At 32.4% G+C, this 18,940-nt stretch carries 15 protein-coding genes, 4 tRNA genes and 1 pseudogene; 10 read left to right on the plus strand and 10 right to left on the minus strand.

Annotated features, from left to right (window positions below; genetic code table 11):
* Positions 1–9: 9 nt before the first annotated feature.
* Positions 10–774, minus strand: coding sequence for a 5'/3'-nucleotidase SurE (gene surE / locus N5D90_RS13280; protein WP_038333074.1), 765 nt, complete (start codon positions 772–774; stop codon positions 10–12).
* Positions 775–967: 193 nt separating this feature from the next.
* Here surE and N5D90_RS13285 point away from each other — a divergent pair, with 193 nt between their 5' ends.
* Together N5D90_RS13285 and N5D90_RS13290 are read left to right on the plus strand one after the other, a co-directional pair.
* Complete coding sequence (locus N5D90_RS13285) at positions 968–3,040, plus strand: carboxy terminal-processing peptidase (protein ID WP_280062797.1); 2,073 nt, start codon at positions 968–970, stop codon at positions 3,038–3,040.
* Entirely contained in the window at positions 3,040–4,152 is a 1,113-nt protein-coding gene (locus N5D90_RS13290; RefSeq protein WP_280062798.1) for an ABC transporter permease, read from the plus strand. The genes N5D90_RS13285 and N5D90_RS13290 overlap by 1 nt, the downstream gene beginning before the upstream one ends.
* A 272-nt stretch (positions 4,153–4,424) precedes the next feature.
* Here N5D90_RS13290 and N5D90_RS13295 read toward each other — a convergent pair whose 3' ends face one another.
* The 4 genes from N5D90_RS13295 to N5D90_RS13310 all read right to left on the minus strand — a co-directional run bounded on the left by N5D90_RS13295 (position 4,425) and on the right by N5D90_RS13310 (position 7,648).
* Entirely contained in the window at positions 4,425–4,838 is a 414-nt protein-coding gene (locus N5D90_RS13295; RefSeq protein ID WP_280062800.1) for a GxxExxY protein, read from the minus strand.
* A 180-nt stretch (positions 4,839–5,018) separates the two neighbouring features.
* Positions 5,019–5,402 (minus strand): HU family DNA-binding protein, encoded by a 384-nt coding sequence (locus N5D90_RS13300; RefSeq protein ID WP_280062802.1) that lies wholly within the window; start codon positions 5,400–5,402, stop codon positions 5,019–5,021.
* A 145-nt stretch (positions 5,403–5,547) separates the two neighbouring features.
* Positions 5,548–6,816 carry a serine hydrolase gene (locus N5D90_RS13305; RefSeq protein ID WP_280062804.1) on the minus strand — a complete coding sequence of 423 codons (1,269 nt, stop codon included), beginning with the start codon at positions 6,814–6,816 and terminating at the stop codon, positions 5,548–5,550.
* Positions 6,817–6,904: 88 nt separating this feature from the next.
* Positions 6,905–7,648 (minus strand): RNA methyltransferase, encoded by a 744-nt coding sequence (locus N5D90_RS13310; RefSeq protein ID WP_280051067.1) that lies wholly within the window; start codon positions 7,646–7,648, stop codon positions 6,905–6,907.
* A gap of 4 nt (positions 7,649–7,652) precedes the next feature.
* Here N5D90_RS13310 and N5D90_RS13315 point away from each other — a divergent pair, with 4 nt between their 5' ends.
* From N5D90_RS13315 to N5D90_RS13350, 8 genes are all read left to right on the plus strand, one after another.
* Positions 7,653–10,256, plus strand: a complete 2,604-nt coding sequence (locus N5D90_RS13315) for a BamA/TamA family outer membrane protein (RefSeq protein ID WP_280062805.1) — start codon at positions 7,653–7,655, stop codon at positions 10,254–10,256.
* A 37-nt stretch (positions 10,257–10,293) separates the two neighbouring features.
* Positions 10,294–11,361, plus strand: a complete 1,068-nt coding sequence (gene fbaA, locus N5D90_RS13320) for a class II fructose-bisphosphate aldolase (RefSeq protein WP_038333058.1) — start codon at positions 10,294–10,296, stop codon at positions 11,359–11,361.
* Between the two features lie 42 nt (positions 11,362–11,403).
* Entirely contained in the window at positions 11,404–12,252 is an 849-nt protein-coding gene (gene accD, locus N5D90_RS13325; RefSeq protein WP_125350474.1) for an acetyl-CoA carboxylase, carboxyltransferase subunit beta, read from the plus strand.
* 88 nt (positions 12,253–12,340) lie between these two features.
* Positions 12,341–12,413: transfer RNA gene (locus N5D90_RS13330), tRNA-Gly, on the plus strand.
* A 35-nt stretch (positions 12,414–12,448) separates the two neighbouring features.
* Positions 12,449–12,532: transfer RNA gene (locus N5D90_RS13335), tRNA-Leu, on the plus strand.
* 29 nt (positions 12,533–12,561) lie between these two features.
* A tRNA-Gly gene (locus tag N5D90_RS13340) sits at positions 12,562–12,634 on the plus strand.
* Between the two features lie 23 nt (positions 12,635–12,657).
* Positions 12,658–12,741, plus strand: a tRNA-Leu gene (locus N5D90_RS13345).
* A gap of 90 nt (positions 12,742–12,831) precedes the next feature.
* On the plus strand, positions 12,832–14,079 hold the full coding sequence (locus tag N5D90_RS13350) for a YaiO family outer membrane beta-barrel protein (protein ID WP_280062808.1): 1,248 nt from the start codon (positions 12,832–12,834) through the stop codon (positions 14,077–14,079).
* Here the strand turns inward: N5D90_RS13350 and N5D90_RS13355 are convergent.
* The 5 genes and pseudogenes from N5D90_RS13355 to N5D90_RS13375 form a co-directional block, all read right to left on the minus strand.
* A complete protein-coding gene (locus N5D90_RS13355) occupies positions 14,076–14,453 on the minus strand; it encodes a hypothetical protein (protein ID WP_280062810.1) in 378 nt (125 codons plus the stop codon). The genes N5D90_RS13350 and N5D90_RS13355 overlap by 4 nt on opposite strands.
* Positions 14,438–15,550 (minus strand): annotated as a pseudogene (locus tag N5D90_RS13360) (LTA synthase family protein). The gene N5D90_RS13355 and the pseudogene N5D90_RS13360 overlap by 16 nt, the downstream one beginning before the upstream one ends.
* Before the next feature lie 113 nt (positions 15,551–15,663).
* Entirely contained in the window at positions 15,664–17,502 is a 1,839-nt protein-coding gene (locus N5D90_RS13365; protein ID WP_280062811.1) for a glycosyltransferase, read from the minus strand.
* 2 nt (positions 17,503–17,504) lie between these two features.
* A complete protein-coding gene (locus N5D90_RS13370) occupies positions 17,505–18,476 on the minus strand; it encodes a HEAT repeat domain-containing protein (RefSeq protein ID WP_280062812.1) in 972 nt (323 codons plus the stop codon).
* 97 nt (positions 18,477–18,573) lie between these two features.
* Positions 18,574–18,930 carry a response regulator transcription factor gene (locus N5D90_RS13375; RefSeq protein WP_115001656.1) on the minus strand — a complete coding sequence of 119 codons (357 nt, stop codon included), beginning with the start codon at positions 18,928–18,930 and terminating at the stop codon, positions 18,574–18,576.
* Between the last annotated feature and the right edge of the window lie 10 nt (positions 18,931–18,940).

Here is an 18,940-nt window from a genome sequence, read left to right on the forward strand (position 1 = left end):
TCTACAAATCTACAAATCCCAATTTCTTAAATCTGGTAAAAAATGATGCGCTGTCAAATCATAACGAACTGGCACAACCGAAACATAACCTTCCTCTAAAGCACGTTCGTCTGTATCTTCGCCTTTATCAAGATTTTTAAACTCTCCACTCATCCAATAATACGTTCTTCCACGAGGATCTTCACGTTTATCAAATTTTTCTTCCCATTTAGCATCAGCTTGGCGACAAACTTTTATTCCTTTTATTTCATGTTCTTTCAACTTCGGAATGTTCACGTTCAACACCACACCTTTTGGTAATTTATGTTTTAAAACTTGATCAATAATTGTTTTAATAAATTCTTCTCCAGCTTTAAAATCTGCATTATAAGCAAAATCACACAACGAAAAACCAATCGCAGGAATTCCTTCTATTCCAGCTTCTACAGCAGCAGACATTGTTCCCGAATAAATCACATTCACCGAAGAATTCGATCCGTGATTAATTCCCGAAATACACAAATCTGGTTTACGAGGCAAAATTTGCGAAACAGCCAATTTTACACAATCCACTGGCGTTCCAGAACACGCATACTCTTTTACATCTTCATCAACTTCTATTTCATCACAAAACAATGTCGAATTTATTGTCACCGCATGTCCCATTCCACTTTGCGGACTATCTGGCGCAACAACATAAACTTCTCCAAATCCTTTTGCAATCTCTATCAACGCTCTTATTCCAGGCGCAGTTACTCCATCATCATTTGTAACTAAAATTAGCGGTCTTTCCATATTTTATTCTTACTTTTATTCATCATTTTTACAAATGTAAAAAACTTCCTTCTAATTTCTTTTTTGTTTTATATTTGAAGGAGTCTTAAATTATTAATTTATATAATACCAACGCAATATGTTAATTAAAAAAACGTATGTATTACTATCGTTTTTATCAATGAGTTTGCTTGCTTTTTGCTTTTGCAAACCCATGTTAGACACAGATGAAGAAAGAGAAAAGTTAATCGTAAAAAATACACGAAACACCCTAACTTACCTACATTACAAACCTGCTACTGTAGATGATAAATTTTCGGAAAATGTTTTCAATAAATATTTAGAATACATTGATCCAAGCAAACGTTTTTTATTGCAATCTGATTATGATCTATTCAAAAAAGATTATCACAATTTAGATGATTATTACAAATCAGAAAACTTAGGTTTTTACAATTCAACTGTTGATACAATCTACAAACGTATTGCTGAAGCTGAAAAATATTCGATGGATGCCTTGTCAAAACCTTTTGATTTTAATCAAAAAGAGAATTTCAACATCGATTATAAAACCTCAAAATTCGCGAAAGATAAAAACGAAGCGAAAGATTTGTGGCGCAAATATTTGAAATATAACGTGATGTTAGAAATCATTTCAATGCAAGACGAATTAAAAGGTCAAAAGAAAGATACTTTAGACAACTCTTCTTCTATAAAACCTGTAAAAGATCCTTTGGCAGATGAGAAAAAGAAAATCACAAAAGATACTCCTTTTGCAGAAGTAGAAAAAATGGCGCGTGAAGAAGTTAAAGACTTGATTTCTGACTATTTTCGTCGTATAAAACAGACAAAACGCGAGAACTATTTTTCTATTTACATGAACTCGTTCACAGAACAATACGATCCGCACACAACATACTTCTCTCCAACAAGTAAAGAGGATTTCGAGTTCGAAATGTCTGGACAAATGGAAGGAATTGGAGCCAAAATACAAGACAAAAGAGGTTACGCTACAATTGCTGAATTAATTGTTGGCGGACCAGCTTGGAAGAGCAATAAATTAGAAGTTGGCGACAAGATCATTAAAGTTGCACAAGGGAAAAATGGTGAAGCTAAAAACATCGTTGGGATGATTTTGAGCGATGCTATTCGCCTAATTAAAGGGAAGAAAGGAACAGAAGTTGTCTTGACTATTCAGAAAAAAGACGGTTCTCAACAAACAATCTCTTTGATTCGTGAAGTAATTGAATCGGAGGAAGTGTTTGCTCGCTCATCTATTATTACGGACGAGAAAGGAGATAAATACGGAATCATCTATTTACCTGAGTTCTATACGCCGATGGGAAAAGAAGGCGGACGTTATCCTTCGGATGATATCAAGAAAGAAATTGAAATCTTGAAGAAAGAAAACATCAAAGGTCTTGTTTTCGATGTTAGAAATAATGGAGGTGGTTCTCTTGAAGAGGTAGTTAAAATCTCTGGATTGTTCATCAATCAAGGACCAATTGTTCAGGTGAGACGTTCGGACGGAATGCTTAAAATTCACGAAGACAAAGATAATTCTATCGCATACGACGGGCCTTTAGTAGTAATGGTTAACGAGCTTTCTGCATCTGCGTCAGAGATTTTTGCTGCAGCAATGCAAGACTATGGTCGCGCTGTTATCGTGGGTTCACCGCAAACCTTTGGTAAAGGTACTGTACAAACAATCTTGCCTTTAGATCGTCAGTCGGGAAGTGATGAGTTAGGAGCTATTAAGTTAACAATACAAAAATTCTACCGAGTAAACGGAGGGTCTACACAATTGAAAGGAGTTCAGTCGGACATTGCATTAGTTGATCAATTCACTTACGAAGATATCAGCGAAGCTTCTCGTCCAGAAGCCTTGAACTGGGATCAAATCAAACCATTGGTTATTGCAAAATGGCCTTCTGCTTTCGATTTAGCGAAGATTAAAGCGAACAGTAAAACTCGTTTGGCAAACAATGCACACTTAGCATTAATGAACGAAAGTTTCAAGTTCATCAAATCAATGGAAGATGTAAAAGAGATTCCTTTGAACTTAGAAGATTACAAAACGTACCGTAAAACTCGCGAAGATAAAATCAAGAAATTCGAAGCTTTAGACAAGTATAAAAACAATTTCAAATTTACAATGAATCAAAACGATTTGGCAACTACAAAAACAGATACTGTACTAAAAGCTAAACGTAACAATTGGTTCAAAGGAATGCAAAAAGACTTTTATTTAAACGAAGCTGTTAACGTTTTAAGAGACATTAAATAATGGAACAAGAAAACGGTTCATTTTCTCATATCGTATTCAATAAATTAAGAAAGAACACCCTTGGTGTTCTTTCTTTTAGTGTAATAGTATTAGCTGCAATCATTTCTATTTTTGCTTATGTCTTTGCGTCCGACAAAACGGAAAATGCAAACAGACAAGACTTAACCATTGCATATTCACCTATAGGTTATCAGCAAAAAACAATCGAAATCCCCTTACCTAATTATTCAGGAAAGACTAACTTTTCTGATTTTATATTCGGGAAAGAGATCGATACCGAACAAATAAGTATCACATCTTACAAAAGAAATGGACAAAGCATTACTTATGTTCCATATATAGGAAACGGACTAAGTGGTGAAGCAGTAAAGATAGATTTGTTAACTTGGACAAAGCATAATATCAAAACGCAAGATATAGAGAAGGATTTTATCTATACAAAAACCTATTTACTTGGAACAGATTCTTACGGAAGAGACTTTTATTCTCGATTAATTATCGGGACAAGAATTTCTTTTCTTATCGGGTTTATCGCTGTTTTCATTTCATTAGTTGTCGGAATCTCCTTGGGTGCTCTTGCAGGTTATTACAAGGGACGAACAGATAACATTATAATGTGGTTGATAAATGTTGTGTGGTCTATCCCAACTTTACTATTGGTTATTGCAATTACCTTAGCTATTGGAAAAGGATTTTGGCAGATATTTATCGCAGTTGGACTAACGATGTGGGTAGAAGTTGCACGTGTAGTTCGTGGGCAATTCCTATCCTACAGAGAAAAAGAATTCGTAGAAGCGGCAAAAGCTTTAGGTTTTTCAGACGCAAGAATTATCTTCAACCAAATATTACCTAATGTCATTGCTCCTATTATCGTTATATCTGCTGCCAATTTTGCTTCGGCAATTTTAGTAGAAAGTGGTCTTAGTTTCCTTGGAATTGGTGCACAACCTCCTACTCCGTCTTGGGGAAACATCATCAAAGAACATTATAATCATATTATTTTAGGGAAACAACATTTGGCAATTCTACCGGGATTAGCTATTATGTTATTGGTTCTTGGATTTAATATCTTTGGAAATGTATTGCGAGATATTATGGATATTAAACAGTAAGAAACTCATAAAGTTTTATATTTTCTTTTTTTAAACACTTTAAAACACAAGTTATATCTTTATCTATGTCTCTATGTTTTTAATATTTTATCTTTTTTAACCACATAGATACATAGGTTAAATATTTATAAAGATTAGAATAGATATTTTATTTTCACATTAGATTTATAGAAGGTTATAATTATTAATCAAAATCTATGTTTCTATGTAGTTATGATTTTACCAAAACAAAATTTAAAACCTATCTATTCTAACAATATAAATACATGGGTTTAATAATTTGGAAGATGAGTAAAAAACTCATTAACATACGTTTTTTGTCCTTCATTAAATATGTTAAAACAATTGAAGTTGATTAGTATTCCTTTTGGACATTTCAGTAGTTTCATATAAGTTAATAATTGAGCTTCATAAGCAGGAACAATATCCTGTACAGCTTTTAACTCAACAACTATACTATTTTCTACATAGAGGTCACAACGAAAATCAAGATCAAGTAGTTTTTCTTTATAGACAACTGGAACCTTCATTTCTGTGAGAAAATTTATTTTCCTATGATTTAACTCTTCTTTTAAGCATTGATGATAAACACTTTCTAATAATCCTCTACCCATTATTTTATGAACTTCTATAGCAGAACCTATTATTTCATAAGTTAATTCATCTAAATATTTTTTAGTTATCATAGTCTATGTTTCTATGTTGTTAATGATTATTCAAGTGAGATATAAATAAACTTTTTATAAAACCTCCCTATCTTTTATATAAAACCTAAGGAGGTTTTAAACAAAACGTCAAGTGATTTTAATGAAAACCACTTGACGTTTTTTATTTACTTCAATTAGAAGTTAGAAAAATTATCTTAACTATTTCTTTTTCTCATACTTTAAAGTAGCTAAAGTATCTCGTAAATCGAGACCAGGCCTAAAAAGTATTTTAGCCCCTTTTATCAATGTCGAATTTACTTTGTTTGCAGTATCCACTCCCTCACTACTTATACTTATTTGAAAAGAACCGAAATCTCCTAAGCGAACAATCTTTCCATCTGACAAATGTTTCGATAACATTTTAGCCAAATCAATCAATGTTGCATACACATCACTCTCACTGACAGATGAGGTTTGTGCAATTTCTTTACTCAAATTTCGAAGTGAAACTTCGCCATCAGCAACAGAACTTGCATAGAACTTTTTAAGACCTCCTGAATCTCCAGGGTAAGCCTTCTGAATAACGTTGTATTTTACAGCCATAGAAAATAAGTGTTTTAGTTAAATTGTTAATTAACTCTAATTTAATACTTTATATTTAATTATCAAAATAAAACTATTGATTATCAATAAAATACATTATTTCATAAAAATAAAAAAGGCTTCCTTATATAAGAAAGCCTTGCTATTATCTTGAAACTTTGGTCGAAAGTTTTGCTGTTGTTTTTGGTACAATTGGTTGTTGATGCAACCTCATCGAGTCTTTATTAGGTGCTTTTAGCGGATAAGTTCCTGTAAGTCCAGCCAATTTGAATGCACTATATATATTCTTATTCTGCTTGTTTCCTAATGCAATTACCGTAAATTGATTGTTAACATCGTGTACAAAAACGGTGTTATTCCCGTGCCACCAGCCATTGTGATACAATATTTTTTTACCATTGTCATATTCTAACAAGCGCATTCCAAGCCCATAATTCTTGAAACCTTTTTGCTCATAACTATATCCTTGGAAAGCTTCTTTCTTTATATTCTTCGGTAAGAAATCATCTGAATACATGGCAACATCTAACTTGTACAAATCTCTTGGCGTTGAGTAGATATTTTTGTCTCCATACGTGCGGTCAAAATCATCCCAAGCCCACTCGTAACCATTGTATTTGTAGGAACGTGCTACTGTATCTTTATCGCGATCATACTCAAAAACAAAGGTATGATTCATCTCAAGAGGGTCAAAAACCATGTATTTCATTGCTTTCGGATAAGGCATTTTCATAATCTTTTCGATTACTAAAGCAAGAAAAGCGAAGTTGGTATTCGAGTAATAAAACCCTTTGTCTGCGGGACGAATTTGCTTAACGTCAAATTCTCTAAAGATATCTAACACATCTTGATTAGAAATTGGTTTCTCGCGATCCATCATTACCTTCTTGTTATTCCACAAAACGTTGGCATAATTTGGCAAACCACTGCGGTGATTTAGCAAATTACGAACCGTGATATCATCGTAAGGAAAACCTTCTAATATTGTATTTACTTTTTGATCTAATTTGATTTTACCTTTTTCTACAAGCTTAAGTATCGCCATAGATGTAAAAACTTTCGAGATAGATGCAATGTGAATAGGCGTTTCGGCAGTAATAGGACGCTTATGTCTTTCGTCTGCCATCCCTTGATATTGCTCTAAAAGTACTTGCCCATTCTTCACAACCAACAAACCTCCGCTCACTTTCCCGTCAACCCAAAAGTCTTTATAATAGGTGTTTAGTTTATTTCTGTAATCATTAAGTTCTGCTTGTGTGTACTTCATTGGCTTGAAATCTGCTTTCCAATCCAACGAATCATAGCGCAAAGCATGAGGATCCTTCTTTCTAACTTCTTCTTTTTGTTCGTTTTTCTTGCTACAGCTTCCCATAAACAGCATTGCAGAAGCAAGAACAACCGCTACATATTTCATGTGTTTTTTCTTAATCTTATTGTTTGTTTCTACTAAAGTATATATTTATTTGTGGAATAGTTACCCGTTTATAAACATTAAGTTTTTTTTATGATTTGTGAGAAAGTTGAGACTTAAATTCGCCTAAGATGACACTTGTTGCAACGGCAACGTTGAGACTTTCGGTAGAACCATTTTTCCCAAAGAACGGAATGCTTAGTTTATGTGTCGTTAACTTCTCGATTTCTGGAGAAATTCCATTCGCTTCGTTCCCCATAACCAAGATACCTTCTTGTGGAAGTATTTGTTCATAAATAGATTCTCCTTCCATAAAAGTTCCGAAAATGTTTCCTTTATAGTCAGATAAGTATTTCTCCAAATCGATATAATGAACTTTGACTCTTGTAAAAGATCCCATTGTCGACATCACAACTTTTGGGTTGTACATATCCACAGATTCTTTGGTACACAAGATATCTTCTACACCAAACCAATCTGCCAAGCGGATAATTGTTCCTAAATTACCTGGATCGCGAATATCATCCAAGGCAATACTCAAACCATTTAACTTGATATTTTCATCATAATTAGGTAATTCACAAAGTGCTAAACCTACATTCGGAGTAGTTAAGAAACTGATCTTTTTCAAATCTTTTTCTTCAATAAAAGTCTTTTTGATGTGTGTAGCTTCTGGCCAAAAGTCTTCAATTATAAATAATTCTTTAATATTTATAGAACTTTTTATAACTTCCCCGATATTTTTAACACCTTCTACGACAAACAAATTATATTTTTGTCTATATTTTTTAGAACCCAGAGAAGTTATTATCTTAATAACGTTATTTGATAACATATTTATGCAAAAAAAAATTACAACAAATATAACACTTATCTCTTGTTTAGGATTACTTTTTTATAGCTGTAGTACAACTAAGAAAGTACCTGAAGGAGAATATTTGTTTGTAAAGAACAAATTTATCTACGATAAAGAAGATCCCGATATTAAGAAGAAAAAAACTATAATCAACAAAGATTTAAGTGATTATGTAAAACAAAAGCCAGCTGGTAAGTTCCTTGGTTTTTTCCCTCTTTGGCAATGGGTTTACAATTGGTCTCCTGCGAAATTTGATGAAACTTTTCAGGAATATTATCGACAAGACGCTTCGGTTCGTAACCAAAAATTATTGGACAGTTTACTAACGAAGAATAATCTGAGCGAATATGTTGGGCAGAGTTTATGGAAAGAACGTCTTTATTATAATCAAGGAGAGGCGCCAGTTTTGTTAGATGAACAACAATCAGAATTTTCAGCAAAGAACTTAAATAGATTATTTCATGATAAAGGTTATTTCGATTCGAAAGTAGCAGTTTCCTATGATAAAGATTCTGTTGCAAAAAAAGCAGAAACAATTTATGATATTAAGTTAGGTGAACCTTCTTATATCGAAACATATGATCAAAAAATAGCTGATCAAAAAATAGAAGAATACTTGAATTCTCCTCTTGGAAAACAAACTGTTTTGCATGCTGGAGATCAATATAATTTTGACAAATTTGAGGAAGAACGCGATCGTATTATCGATTTGTTAAAGAATAGAGGTTACTATGATTTCAATGATTCGGGCGAAGATTTATATTTTGAAGCGGATACATTAAAAAGTAACAAACGCCTTGATGTAACGATGTTTATTGATAAATATATTCAAGATTCTTTGAAAACGGATAGCATTACACCTTTTACACAATATCGTTTTGGGAAGATAAATATTTATGCAGATTCTCGCAGTTTTGTTGATGATGAAAGTAAATTAATCAAAGAAGAATATAAAGATTATAACGTTTTATATACAAAAGAGCCAGAATATCGACCAAGATATTTTACAGATGCATTTGTAATTCGTCCTGGTCAACTGTATCGTCAACGACAAGAAATTCAGACAAAACGTAATATTTTCAAGAAAGAGAACATTAACTTACATGGATTCCGAATTAATAAACAAGATTCTATCCTAAATATAGATGTTTTCTTTACGCCAAAAAAGAAATATGACTTGAATCTCTTTGTCGAAAGTTATGCTTCTCGCTATATGAATTTTGCGATTTCTCCCGGGATGACTTTAACTTCGAGAAATTTATTTGGAGGAGGAGAAAATTTAGAAACAACTTTAAAAGGAACTTTAGGTTCTGTCAACAAAGATTTCTCAATGAATAAAGCATTCTTAAATGCTTATGAAATCGCAATCGAAACAAAGTTGAAGTTTCCTTATTTATTGACACCAATTAATCTTGATAATATTTTACCAAAACGTTTTACTGCCGAATCTGCTATTCGAATGAATGCAAGTACGCAGAAAAATGTAGGTTTAGACAAAACAACTTATGGTTTTGGTTTTGATATGGATATTTCGAGTTCGGAGTTTCAACACAAAGTCTCTTTATTTAATACGGAATTTATTAGTAATCGAAAAAAAGATCGCTATTATGAAGTATTTACAAAAGATAATAATACAAAAAACGAAGTAAAAAATTTATATTACGCATACAATCCTAATGCACCAATTTATGTAACGGACGATGAATTAACAGACGCAATCGAAGCTGACAAAGGATTCCAAAGTTCATTAACAGGAGAAGATGCAAAGTTGTATGTTGATTTTGAGAATATGTTATATAGAAAAGCTAATATTTCTCAAAATGTGTTAATCAACTCTTTTATCTATCAATTTACATTTAATCAAGAAAATTCATTTCGACCAAAAAGTAATCCTTGGTTTATTCAAGCAAGAATTGAATTAGCCGGAAATGTATTAAGAGGTTTAGACAAGGCTTTTGGTTTTAATAAAGCAGAACCAGATCGAGATGGAAATCAAGCAGGTTTGATCTTTGGAATTCCTTATTCTCAATTCGTAAAATTTGATGTGGATGTTAGACGAAAATTCAAATTAAATTCAAATTCTAGCGTAGCGGGACGTTTCTTATTCGGAATCATTCAACCATATGGAAACTCAGATGTTGCACCCTTTGTAAGAAGTTATTCGGCTGGAGGAGCAAATGATGTTCGTGGTTGGGCACCGTTGACATTAGGTCCTGGAAGTAAACCACGTATCGATTCTAAAAATCAAAGTTTAGAATTTGAAAGCATGAAATTATTATTCAATGCTGAATATCGCTTCAATCTTTTTGGAAGTTTGGAAGGTGCATATTTTCTTGATGCTGGTAATATTTGGGGTGTTAATAAAAATCGTCCAGAAACATTATTTAAGTTCAAAGATTTTTACAAAGAATTCGGAATTGGTTCTGGATTAGGTTTCCGTTATCACATTGGTACGTTTGCAATTGTAAGATTTGATTTGGGTTACAAAATTTATGACCCTTCTTATGAATTAGGTGATCGCTGGCAATTTGACAATTTTAATTTGCTTAAACCAAGAATCCACTTCGGAATTAATTATCCTTTCTAAAAAAACATCTATATTTGTTTCACAAAATACTAACATAATGAGCAGAAAATTTCCTGCCGGTGTTGCTACCGGTTCATTAGTTCAAGACATTATCAATGATGCAAAAGCAAATCAATACGCTTTACCAGCGTGTAATGTCATCGGTTCAGATACTATTAACGCTGCAATGGAAGCTGCAGTTGAAGTAAACTCTCCAGTTATTATTCAATTTTCTAACGGAGGTGCTGCTTTTAATGCCGGAAAAGGATTGAAAGGAGAAAATCAACTTTCTGCTATCAAAGGTGCTATTGCGGGAGCAAAACATATTCACACTTTAGCTGAATCTTACGGAGCTACTGTAATTTTACATACAGACCACTGTGCAAAAAAATTATTGCCTTGGATTGATGGAATTATGGACGCTAACGAAGAACATTTTAATAAATTCGGAAAGACTTTATTTAGTTCTCACATGTTAGATTTGTCTGAAGAGCCTTTAGAAGAAAACGTAGAAACGTGCAAAAGATACTTAGAAAGAATGTCTAAAGTTGGAATGACTTTGGAAATGGAATTAGGTATCACAGGTGGTGAAGAAGATGGTGTTGACAATTCTAATGTTGACAATTCATTATTATACACTCAACCAGAAGAAGTTGCTTACGTTTACGAAAACTTGAAATCTATTTCTGATAATTTCTGGATTGCAGCAGCATTTGGTAATGTACACGGTGTTTACAAACCAGGAAATGTTGTCTTGACTCCTAAAATTTTAGATAACTCGCAAAAATACATCAACGAAAAGTATGGTGTAGACAACGCTGTTAACTTCGTATTCCACGGAGGTTCTGGTTCTACTTTAGAAGAAATTAGAGAGGCAATTAGCTACGGAGTTATCAAAATGAATATTGATACAGATTTACAATATGCATTTATGGAAGGAATTCGTAAATATTTTGACGAAAATGCAGCTTATTTACAAGGACAAATTGGAAACCCAGAAGGTCCAGAATCTCCTAACAAGAAATATTATGATCCACGCGTGTGGTTAAGAGCTGGAGAGGTTTCTTTCAAAGATAGATTAATCCAAGCTTTCCACGATTTAAATAATGTTAATACTTTAGGATAATCTTTTCTTTAAGATTATTTCTATCAAATAAAAACAGAGAATATGCCTTGGTTTATTAGAAGCAAGAAAAATATTACAACGCCTACAGAGTCTAAAAAAGACGTTAAGAAAGGCTTATGGTATAAAACGCCATCAGGAAAAATTATTGAAACTGAAGAACTGAAAGCAAATGCGTATGTAAGTCCAGAGGATGATCATCACGTACAAATTGGTTCTCAAGAATACTTTGATATCTTATTTGATGATAGTAAATTCACAGAATTAGATGTAAAAGTAGAAAGTAAAGACCCATTAAATTGGACAGATACAAAACCTTATAAAGATCGTTTAAAAGAAATTAAAAAGAAAACGGGAATGACAGATTCTATTCGCAATGCGACTGGAAAAATTCATGGACGTGACATTACAATTTCTTGTATGGATTTCAAATTTATTGGAGGTTCTTTAGGATCTGTAATGGGAGAAAAAATTGCTCGTGCAATTGATTATTCTATCAAACACAAAACACCTTATATTATCATTACACAATCTGGTGGTGCGCGTATGATGGAAGCTGCAATTTCGTTGATGCAATTAGCAAAAGTAGAAGCTAAATTAATTCAATTAGCAGACAACAATATTCCTTATATTACAATCTTAACAAATCCATCTTTTGGAGGAATTACAGCATCTTTCGGATCAATTGGTGACATTATCATGGCAGAACCAGGAGCATTAATTGGATTCGCTGGACCACGTGTTATCAAAGAAACTATTGGTAGAGATTTACCAGAAGGATTCCAAACTTCTGAGTTTTTATTAGAAAAAGGCTTCGTTGATATGATCGTTCACCGTAAAAAGATGAAAGATAAAATAAAAGAAGTAGCTGATATGTTAATGCCTATCAACTAATTAAAATAAGTGCAAATATATTTTTAAAATTTTATTCAAATTTGATTTGGATTATTAGAAATTGATTTTATATATTTGCACTCCAATCGCGAGAATAGCTCAGCTGGTAGAGCGCAACCTTGCCAAGGTTGAGGTCGCGGGTTCGAGCCCCGTTTCCCGCTCTTTGAAATATAAAAATTCATAAAAATCAAATTTTGCCTTGGTGGTGGAATTGGTAGACACGCAGGACTTAAAATCCTGTGTCCATTAGGACGTGCGGGTTCAAGTCCCGCCTGAGGTACTTTTTAATTTGATTTTTACAATTTGCACGCGGGAATAGCTCAATTGGTAGAGCGTCAGCCTTCCAAGCTGAATGTTGCGGGTTCGAGTCCCGTTTCCCGCTCAACTTCTTTCCTAGAAGTGGATGCCTTGGTGGTGGAATTGGTAGACACGCAGGACTTAAAATCCTGTGTCCATTAGGACGTGCGGGTTCAAGTCCCGCCTGAGGTACAACAAAGCTCAAGAATTTATTTTCTTGAGCTTTTTTTATGCTCTAAATAATTATATCTTTATCCTCATAATAAAGTACGTTTTTACCACATGATTCAAAAATCATTTTTAAGAAAAACACTCTTTACTCTTACCTTTTTACCTTTATTTTCGTATAGTCAAGAATCGAAAAGTTCGGATGATTTATTTCAAGAAGCACGTCACAAAGCTTTCGAAGAAAAAGATTATACAACTGCCAAGAAACTTGCATTACAAGCTTTAGATCAATCGCCAGAATATACAGATATCGCTGTTTTTTTGGGACGAATATATACGTGGAATGATGAAACCGAAGAAGCAAGAAAAATTTTTCAGAATATTGAAAAAAACATGGCCCCTTCTACCGATTTCTATTTAGCTTACACATCGCTTGAATATTGGAATGATAATTATACAGAAGCCGTTTCTATTATTGATCGTGGATTAATTAAATATCCTAAAAATGAGGATTTATTGTTGTTAAAAACTAAAGTTCTTAATTCAAACAATGCTTATGATGAAGCTTCAAAAACAATTAAAGAATTATTAGCAATTAATCCCAAGAATACGGAAGCACGTGAATTAGCAAATCGTATTGAAATCAATAATACTAAAAACGCAATTGGTGTTAATTACAATTACTCGCATTTTGACAAACAATTTGCAGATGATTGGCATCAAGTTTCGGTTAGTTATAAAAGACAAACTTCGATAGGTTCATTGGTCTTTAAAGTAAATTACGCAAACAAGTTTAGAGATAATGGTGTTCAATACGAAGTAGAAGCTTATCCAAGACTTTCTAAGACATTTTACATGTACGTCGGCGGCGGATATTCGGATAGTGATGGAATTTTCCCTAAATATCGCACAGGCGCTTCTCTTTACGCTAATTTACCCAAAAGTTTTGAAGCCGAGTTAGGTTATCGTCAACTTCATTTTTCGGATGATGTTTGGATGTTTACGGGATCAATTGGAAAATATTATAAAAATTATTGGTTCAATTTACGTGCATTTGTAACGCCAAGTAACAACAACATTTCGCATTCGTATACATTCACAACGCGTTATTATACGGGCGATGCAAACAATTATTTAAGCTTAGCGATTGGTACAGGTATTTCGCCAGAAGATTTTAACAACAATCTTTTAGAAGATACAACTTACAAATTGAAGTCCTTCAAAATTGGAGCAGATTATAACTTTTCAATCAATGAATTAAACTTAATTTCAATTGGTGCGAATTATTATAATCAAGAATATCGACCAAATCAAAAAGGAAATCAATTTGATGTAAGTGTTTCGTACAGCCGAAAATTCTAATTGATATAACGATTAAATATAGAATCAGGAACCATTTTTTGAGTATTTTTCAAAGAATGGTTTTTTGTTTTAAAGCTTTTCAAACGATTTTTCAACTCTGTTTCCATTTTCGAATTTTGTTCAACATCTTCTGTTAAATTCTTTTCGATTCGATATAACTTCCCTCCTGACAAATGATAATTTTGAAAAACATAATCGTCCAAAATATTTTTATTTTGCATCAACGGAACGCCTTGTTTTCTATAATTCGTTTTACCATTTTCAAGATTTTGTCCCATCCAAGTCACGTAATTCGGTAATTTCATTTTATACGAATCTCTAAAATATGTCACGAAAGTTGGCGCAACATCAAAATGCGTCACAACATTTGACATCTTTTCGGTGACTTCAACAAAGGAGAATAGACAATAATCGGAACATGAAAACGATCAATCTTTGTTTCCATCGGAACTTCTGGCATTCGATGATCTCCAGTAATCACAAAAATAGTTTGATTAAAATCTGAACGCTTTTGATAAGCTTCGAAAAAGTTTTTTACAGCTTCATCAACACTCAAAAAGGTCACCAATTGTTGTTTATATTTTTTTACTGTCGTCAAAGTTGTCGCATCATAATTTCGAGATTTAATCAACGTTTCAAACTGCTTATTATATTTCTCAACATTGTTTATTAAGAAAGGACTATGCGTCGCTAACGTCATCAAAACATTAAAATACGGTTGATTATTTTCTTTCTGCGTTGCTAAATATTTTTTGAACACTGAATGATCGTCAAATCCCCAAGAAAATCCATTATTTGACGGAATTTTAGCATAATTACTTTCATAATCATTTTCATCAATAATAGTTTCAACACCTGAATAATTCAAGTATTTCGACATAAAATCAAAATCAGCATCACCACCTTAAAAATAACCAGTTTTATAACCATTACTTTTTAACAAATTATACAAATTGAAATGTTGAGGTAAGTTTTTTTGTTCCATAAAACCATTTTCAGCAAATGGCAAAGAACCCGTCAATCCAGGTAAAACTCCATATGTTCTTCCCGTCGTGCTTAATCCATTTTCCCAATACAAACCCTTTTTCGAAAGCTGATCGATATATGGTGTAAAAGAACCTAAATATGCACCTTCGTTACTAAAAGCTCGTCCCAAACCTTCAATCACAATAAAAACAACATTCGGTTTTTCTGTTGTTAGATTAAATTGATCCGCAAAGAAATTTTTGTTCTCGTCTTGATACAAAAATGGATAATTGGTTTTATCAAAATAATGTCGATTATCTTCATTATTTGAACTCGAATTTGAGTTTAAAAAGTCAATTTCCGAAAGTTTATCTTCTGCATATTGTTCAATCGAATTTGAGAAAAAATAAGAAGATTTACTCGAAATTAGATTAGATGAAAACTCATCATTTTGAGTGCTTTTTAAATACAAATTAATTGGTATAATAAACGATAAAAAACTCAAAATTATTAATGGTAATTGAAGAATTTTTTGATTGATTTTTAATCGATAACCGAAAATAAATATCGTTGTTAAAATAGCAATTACAGCGATTGATAAAAGAATATTTGTAACATTTACAACACCTGATGCTCAATAATTAATTTCAATTCTTCGAACGTATAAGAAAACAAATCTGAACCTAATAAATTGAGTGTTGTTTGAAAATATTTAATCAATAAAACATTTGAAATAATTAAAAAAGAATACGCAAAAACGATCCATTTTTTTGCCCAACTTATCGAATAAAATTGCAACAAAAAATAAATAAAACTCACCACAAAAATACTATCTAAAGCAAAAACAATATTATGTACGAATAAGTCAAAAAATAAAGTTTGATTAGAAGTTGTTGTAAGATTTTCTTGATAAAGATAAAATTCAAGAATTGATGACAATCCAAAAAGTAACAAATAAACCAACGAAATAAAAGTAGTTTGTTGAACTAAATTAATGAATCCAAGTTTCAGTTTTTGCCAAATAGATAATTCTTTCGCTTGATTTCCACCAAAACCTTGTCGTGTCATTTCTCCCCACGAATTATTTTTCAGAAAGAAATCCTTCACCCCTTTCACGCCTGCCATCACAACAAATGGATGAAATGTAAACGGCTCTATAAACGCCGTAAAAAATAATTTCGGAATATCGCCTTTTTTGTGATAAACATTATACGTCATCAAATCAATCAGAATGGCATAAATCGAATATAAAATTCCGTAAAGCAATACAAAAGCCATTAAAGGAAAGAAAATATGCCAATTTATTAATCCTAAAAAGAATAAAACAACGAAAATGATCCAACCAATGTATTCGATAATCGGTCCTAAAAATTCGAAGAAAAACCAATACGGATAACTCATCATTCCAAGTTTTCCATATTTAGGATTGAAAAATAAAATACGATGTTTCCACAATGTTTCTATCGTTCCACGCATCCAACGATTGCGTTGTTTGGTTAAAATTTCTTTACTTTCTGGCACTTCTGTCCAACAAAGCGGAACGGGAATATTCACCACTTTATAGGCCAATTTTTGTTCGTGCATATAACGTCTCATTCGCACAACAAGCTCCATATCTTCACCAACTGTATCGTGATCGTAACCGCCACATTGAAGCACAATTTCACGATCAAAAGCACCAAAAGCACCCGAAATCAGCATCAAACCATTGGCGCGCGACCACGCCATTCTTCCCAAAAGAAATGCTCGAATGTATTCTAACGCTTGCGCTCTTCCTAAACGAGTTTTTGGCAAATTAACATCGACAATTTTTCCGTCAACAATGGTACAATTATTCGCCAAACGAATTACGCCCCCACATGCAATTACTTTCGCTTTTGCCTCATCCATAAACGGTTTTGCAAGCTTCAGAATCGCATCTTGTTCTAAAATACAATCGACATCAATACAAACAATATAATCGTTTGTTGCAATATTAATTCCGACATTTAGCGCATCCGATTTTCCTCCATTTACTTTGTCAACAATAATTAATTTCTTGAAAACAGAATTTGTACTTTTATAAATCGCATTAATTGGTTTCGTTTCGATATTTCCTTCAACGAAATAATCAATTTTAATCAAATCATACGCTTCAATTAATCGTTTCAACGAATCATCTTTGGAGCCATCATTTACAATAATAATTTCGAGTTGATTGTAATACAACGACAACAACGAACGCACATTCTCCACAATCGTTGCACCTTCGTTATAAGCGGGCGCAATCAGACTAAAAGTTGGCGCATTTGGCGATGTTGCAATAAGCGAATAATCGGTAAAACTGTTTTTTCGTATATAAGATTTTATCGCTCCTTTTGCATAAAAACCAATCCAACCGTAGACTAAAATTAATAGGATTGAATAAAAAAGGAAGCCGTAAATAAAAAAATCGAAAGCCGTTTCTAGCCAATTCATGATTAGTTTTCTTGGATAATTTGATTAATAATTTGTTTTAATTCAGGAGAGTTTGATTGATGTGCAAGTTTTTGTAAATTGGTTTTTGAACAACAATTATTTAAAGCTTTTACACTTGCTTTTTTGACAGAAAATGAAGGATTTTCCTTTGCTTGAGTTTCTAAAAATGTGTTATTTTCTGGATTAGAAATTTTCTCTAAGGCTTTTAAAATTTGAATTTGAAACTTTTCGTTACATGTTTCATATTGCTCAATCAATAGCTTTGAAGTTGAATCATCTTCGATTCTGACTAATGTTTTAATCGTTTCTTCCACAACTTTTTCATCAGAATCATGCAAATTATCTGCGACCAAATCGTGCATTTGTAACAATTGAAACTTGCGAATTAATTTCATTGTTAAAATTTTCACACTTTGATTAGATGATTTTAACCAATTCGAAATTATCGTTTCAACCTCATTATTATTTGGTAAAATTGTAATCGCATCCAACAATTTCAACTGTTGCCAATCCGTCAATTGTTCCTGTAAATTATCTAAAAAAAATAAACCTTCAAAACCAGAAAATTTTACCAAACCATATTGCGCTTCAGATCGAACTAAATCATTTTTATGCTGTAACATACTTTTTATTTTCGGTAAAGTTTCAACATGATTCATCGCCGTAACTTCCTGTATTGCTTCGGCGATTTCGTAATCTTTTTGACTATTTAATTTCTGTAAGGATATTTTTTTTAGTTGATAATGATCAAATAAATTTCGAATGTTTTCTTTCGAATTTCCAGAAAAATTTTGTTCTGCTTTTAATAATTTTTTGATAAAATAATGTTTGAATGAACTTGATTTCAAATAATCCTTAAAATCATTATTCGAATTCGGCTCATCATCCAAAATTGTTTCATAAATTTCTTGATCAATAATCGCATTCCACTTATTTTTCTTAGTAATGATTTTATACTCAATTATACTTTTCAACAATGTATAAATGATTATCAAAAAAAGTAAAATAAGCAGAATATAAATTCCTACGACTAACTCGGAATAGGTTATTATTTGTAGGATAATCATGCTTTTATTTTAGCAATTTCTTCACGCGAACCGACAATTCAATAGGACTAAATGGTTTCACCATAAAATCATTTGCACCCAAATTAAATGCTTCCACTACCACATCTTCTTGCCCTAAAGAAGACAAAATAATCATTGGTGTATCGGAATTCTTACTTTTTCTAACAGCACTAATAATCTCCAAACCAGACGCAAAAGGCATCATAATATCGGTAATAATCAAATCAATATCTTCAGTCTCAATCTTACTGATTGCTTCTTTTCCATTTCGTGTTAAAACAACTTTGTAACCTTCTTTTTTCAGTTTGTGCTCAATTGTTTTTAAAATCAATTCATCGTCTTCGGCAATTAAAATCTGCATAATATTGGTT

Source organism: Empedobacter sp. GD03797 (assembly GCF_029842105.1).
Classification (GTDB): domain Bacteria; phylum Bacteroidota; class Bacteroidia; order Flavobacteriales; family Weeksellaceae; genus Empedobacter; species Empedobacter falsenii_C.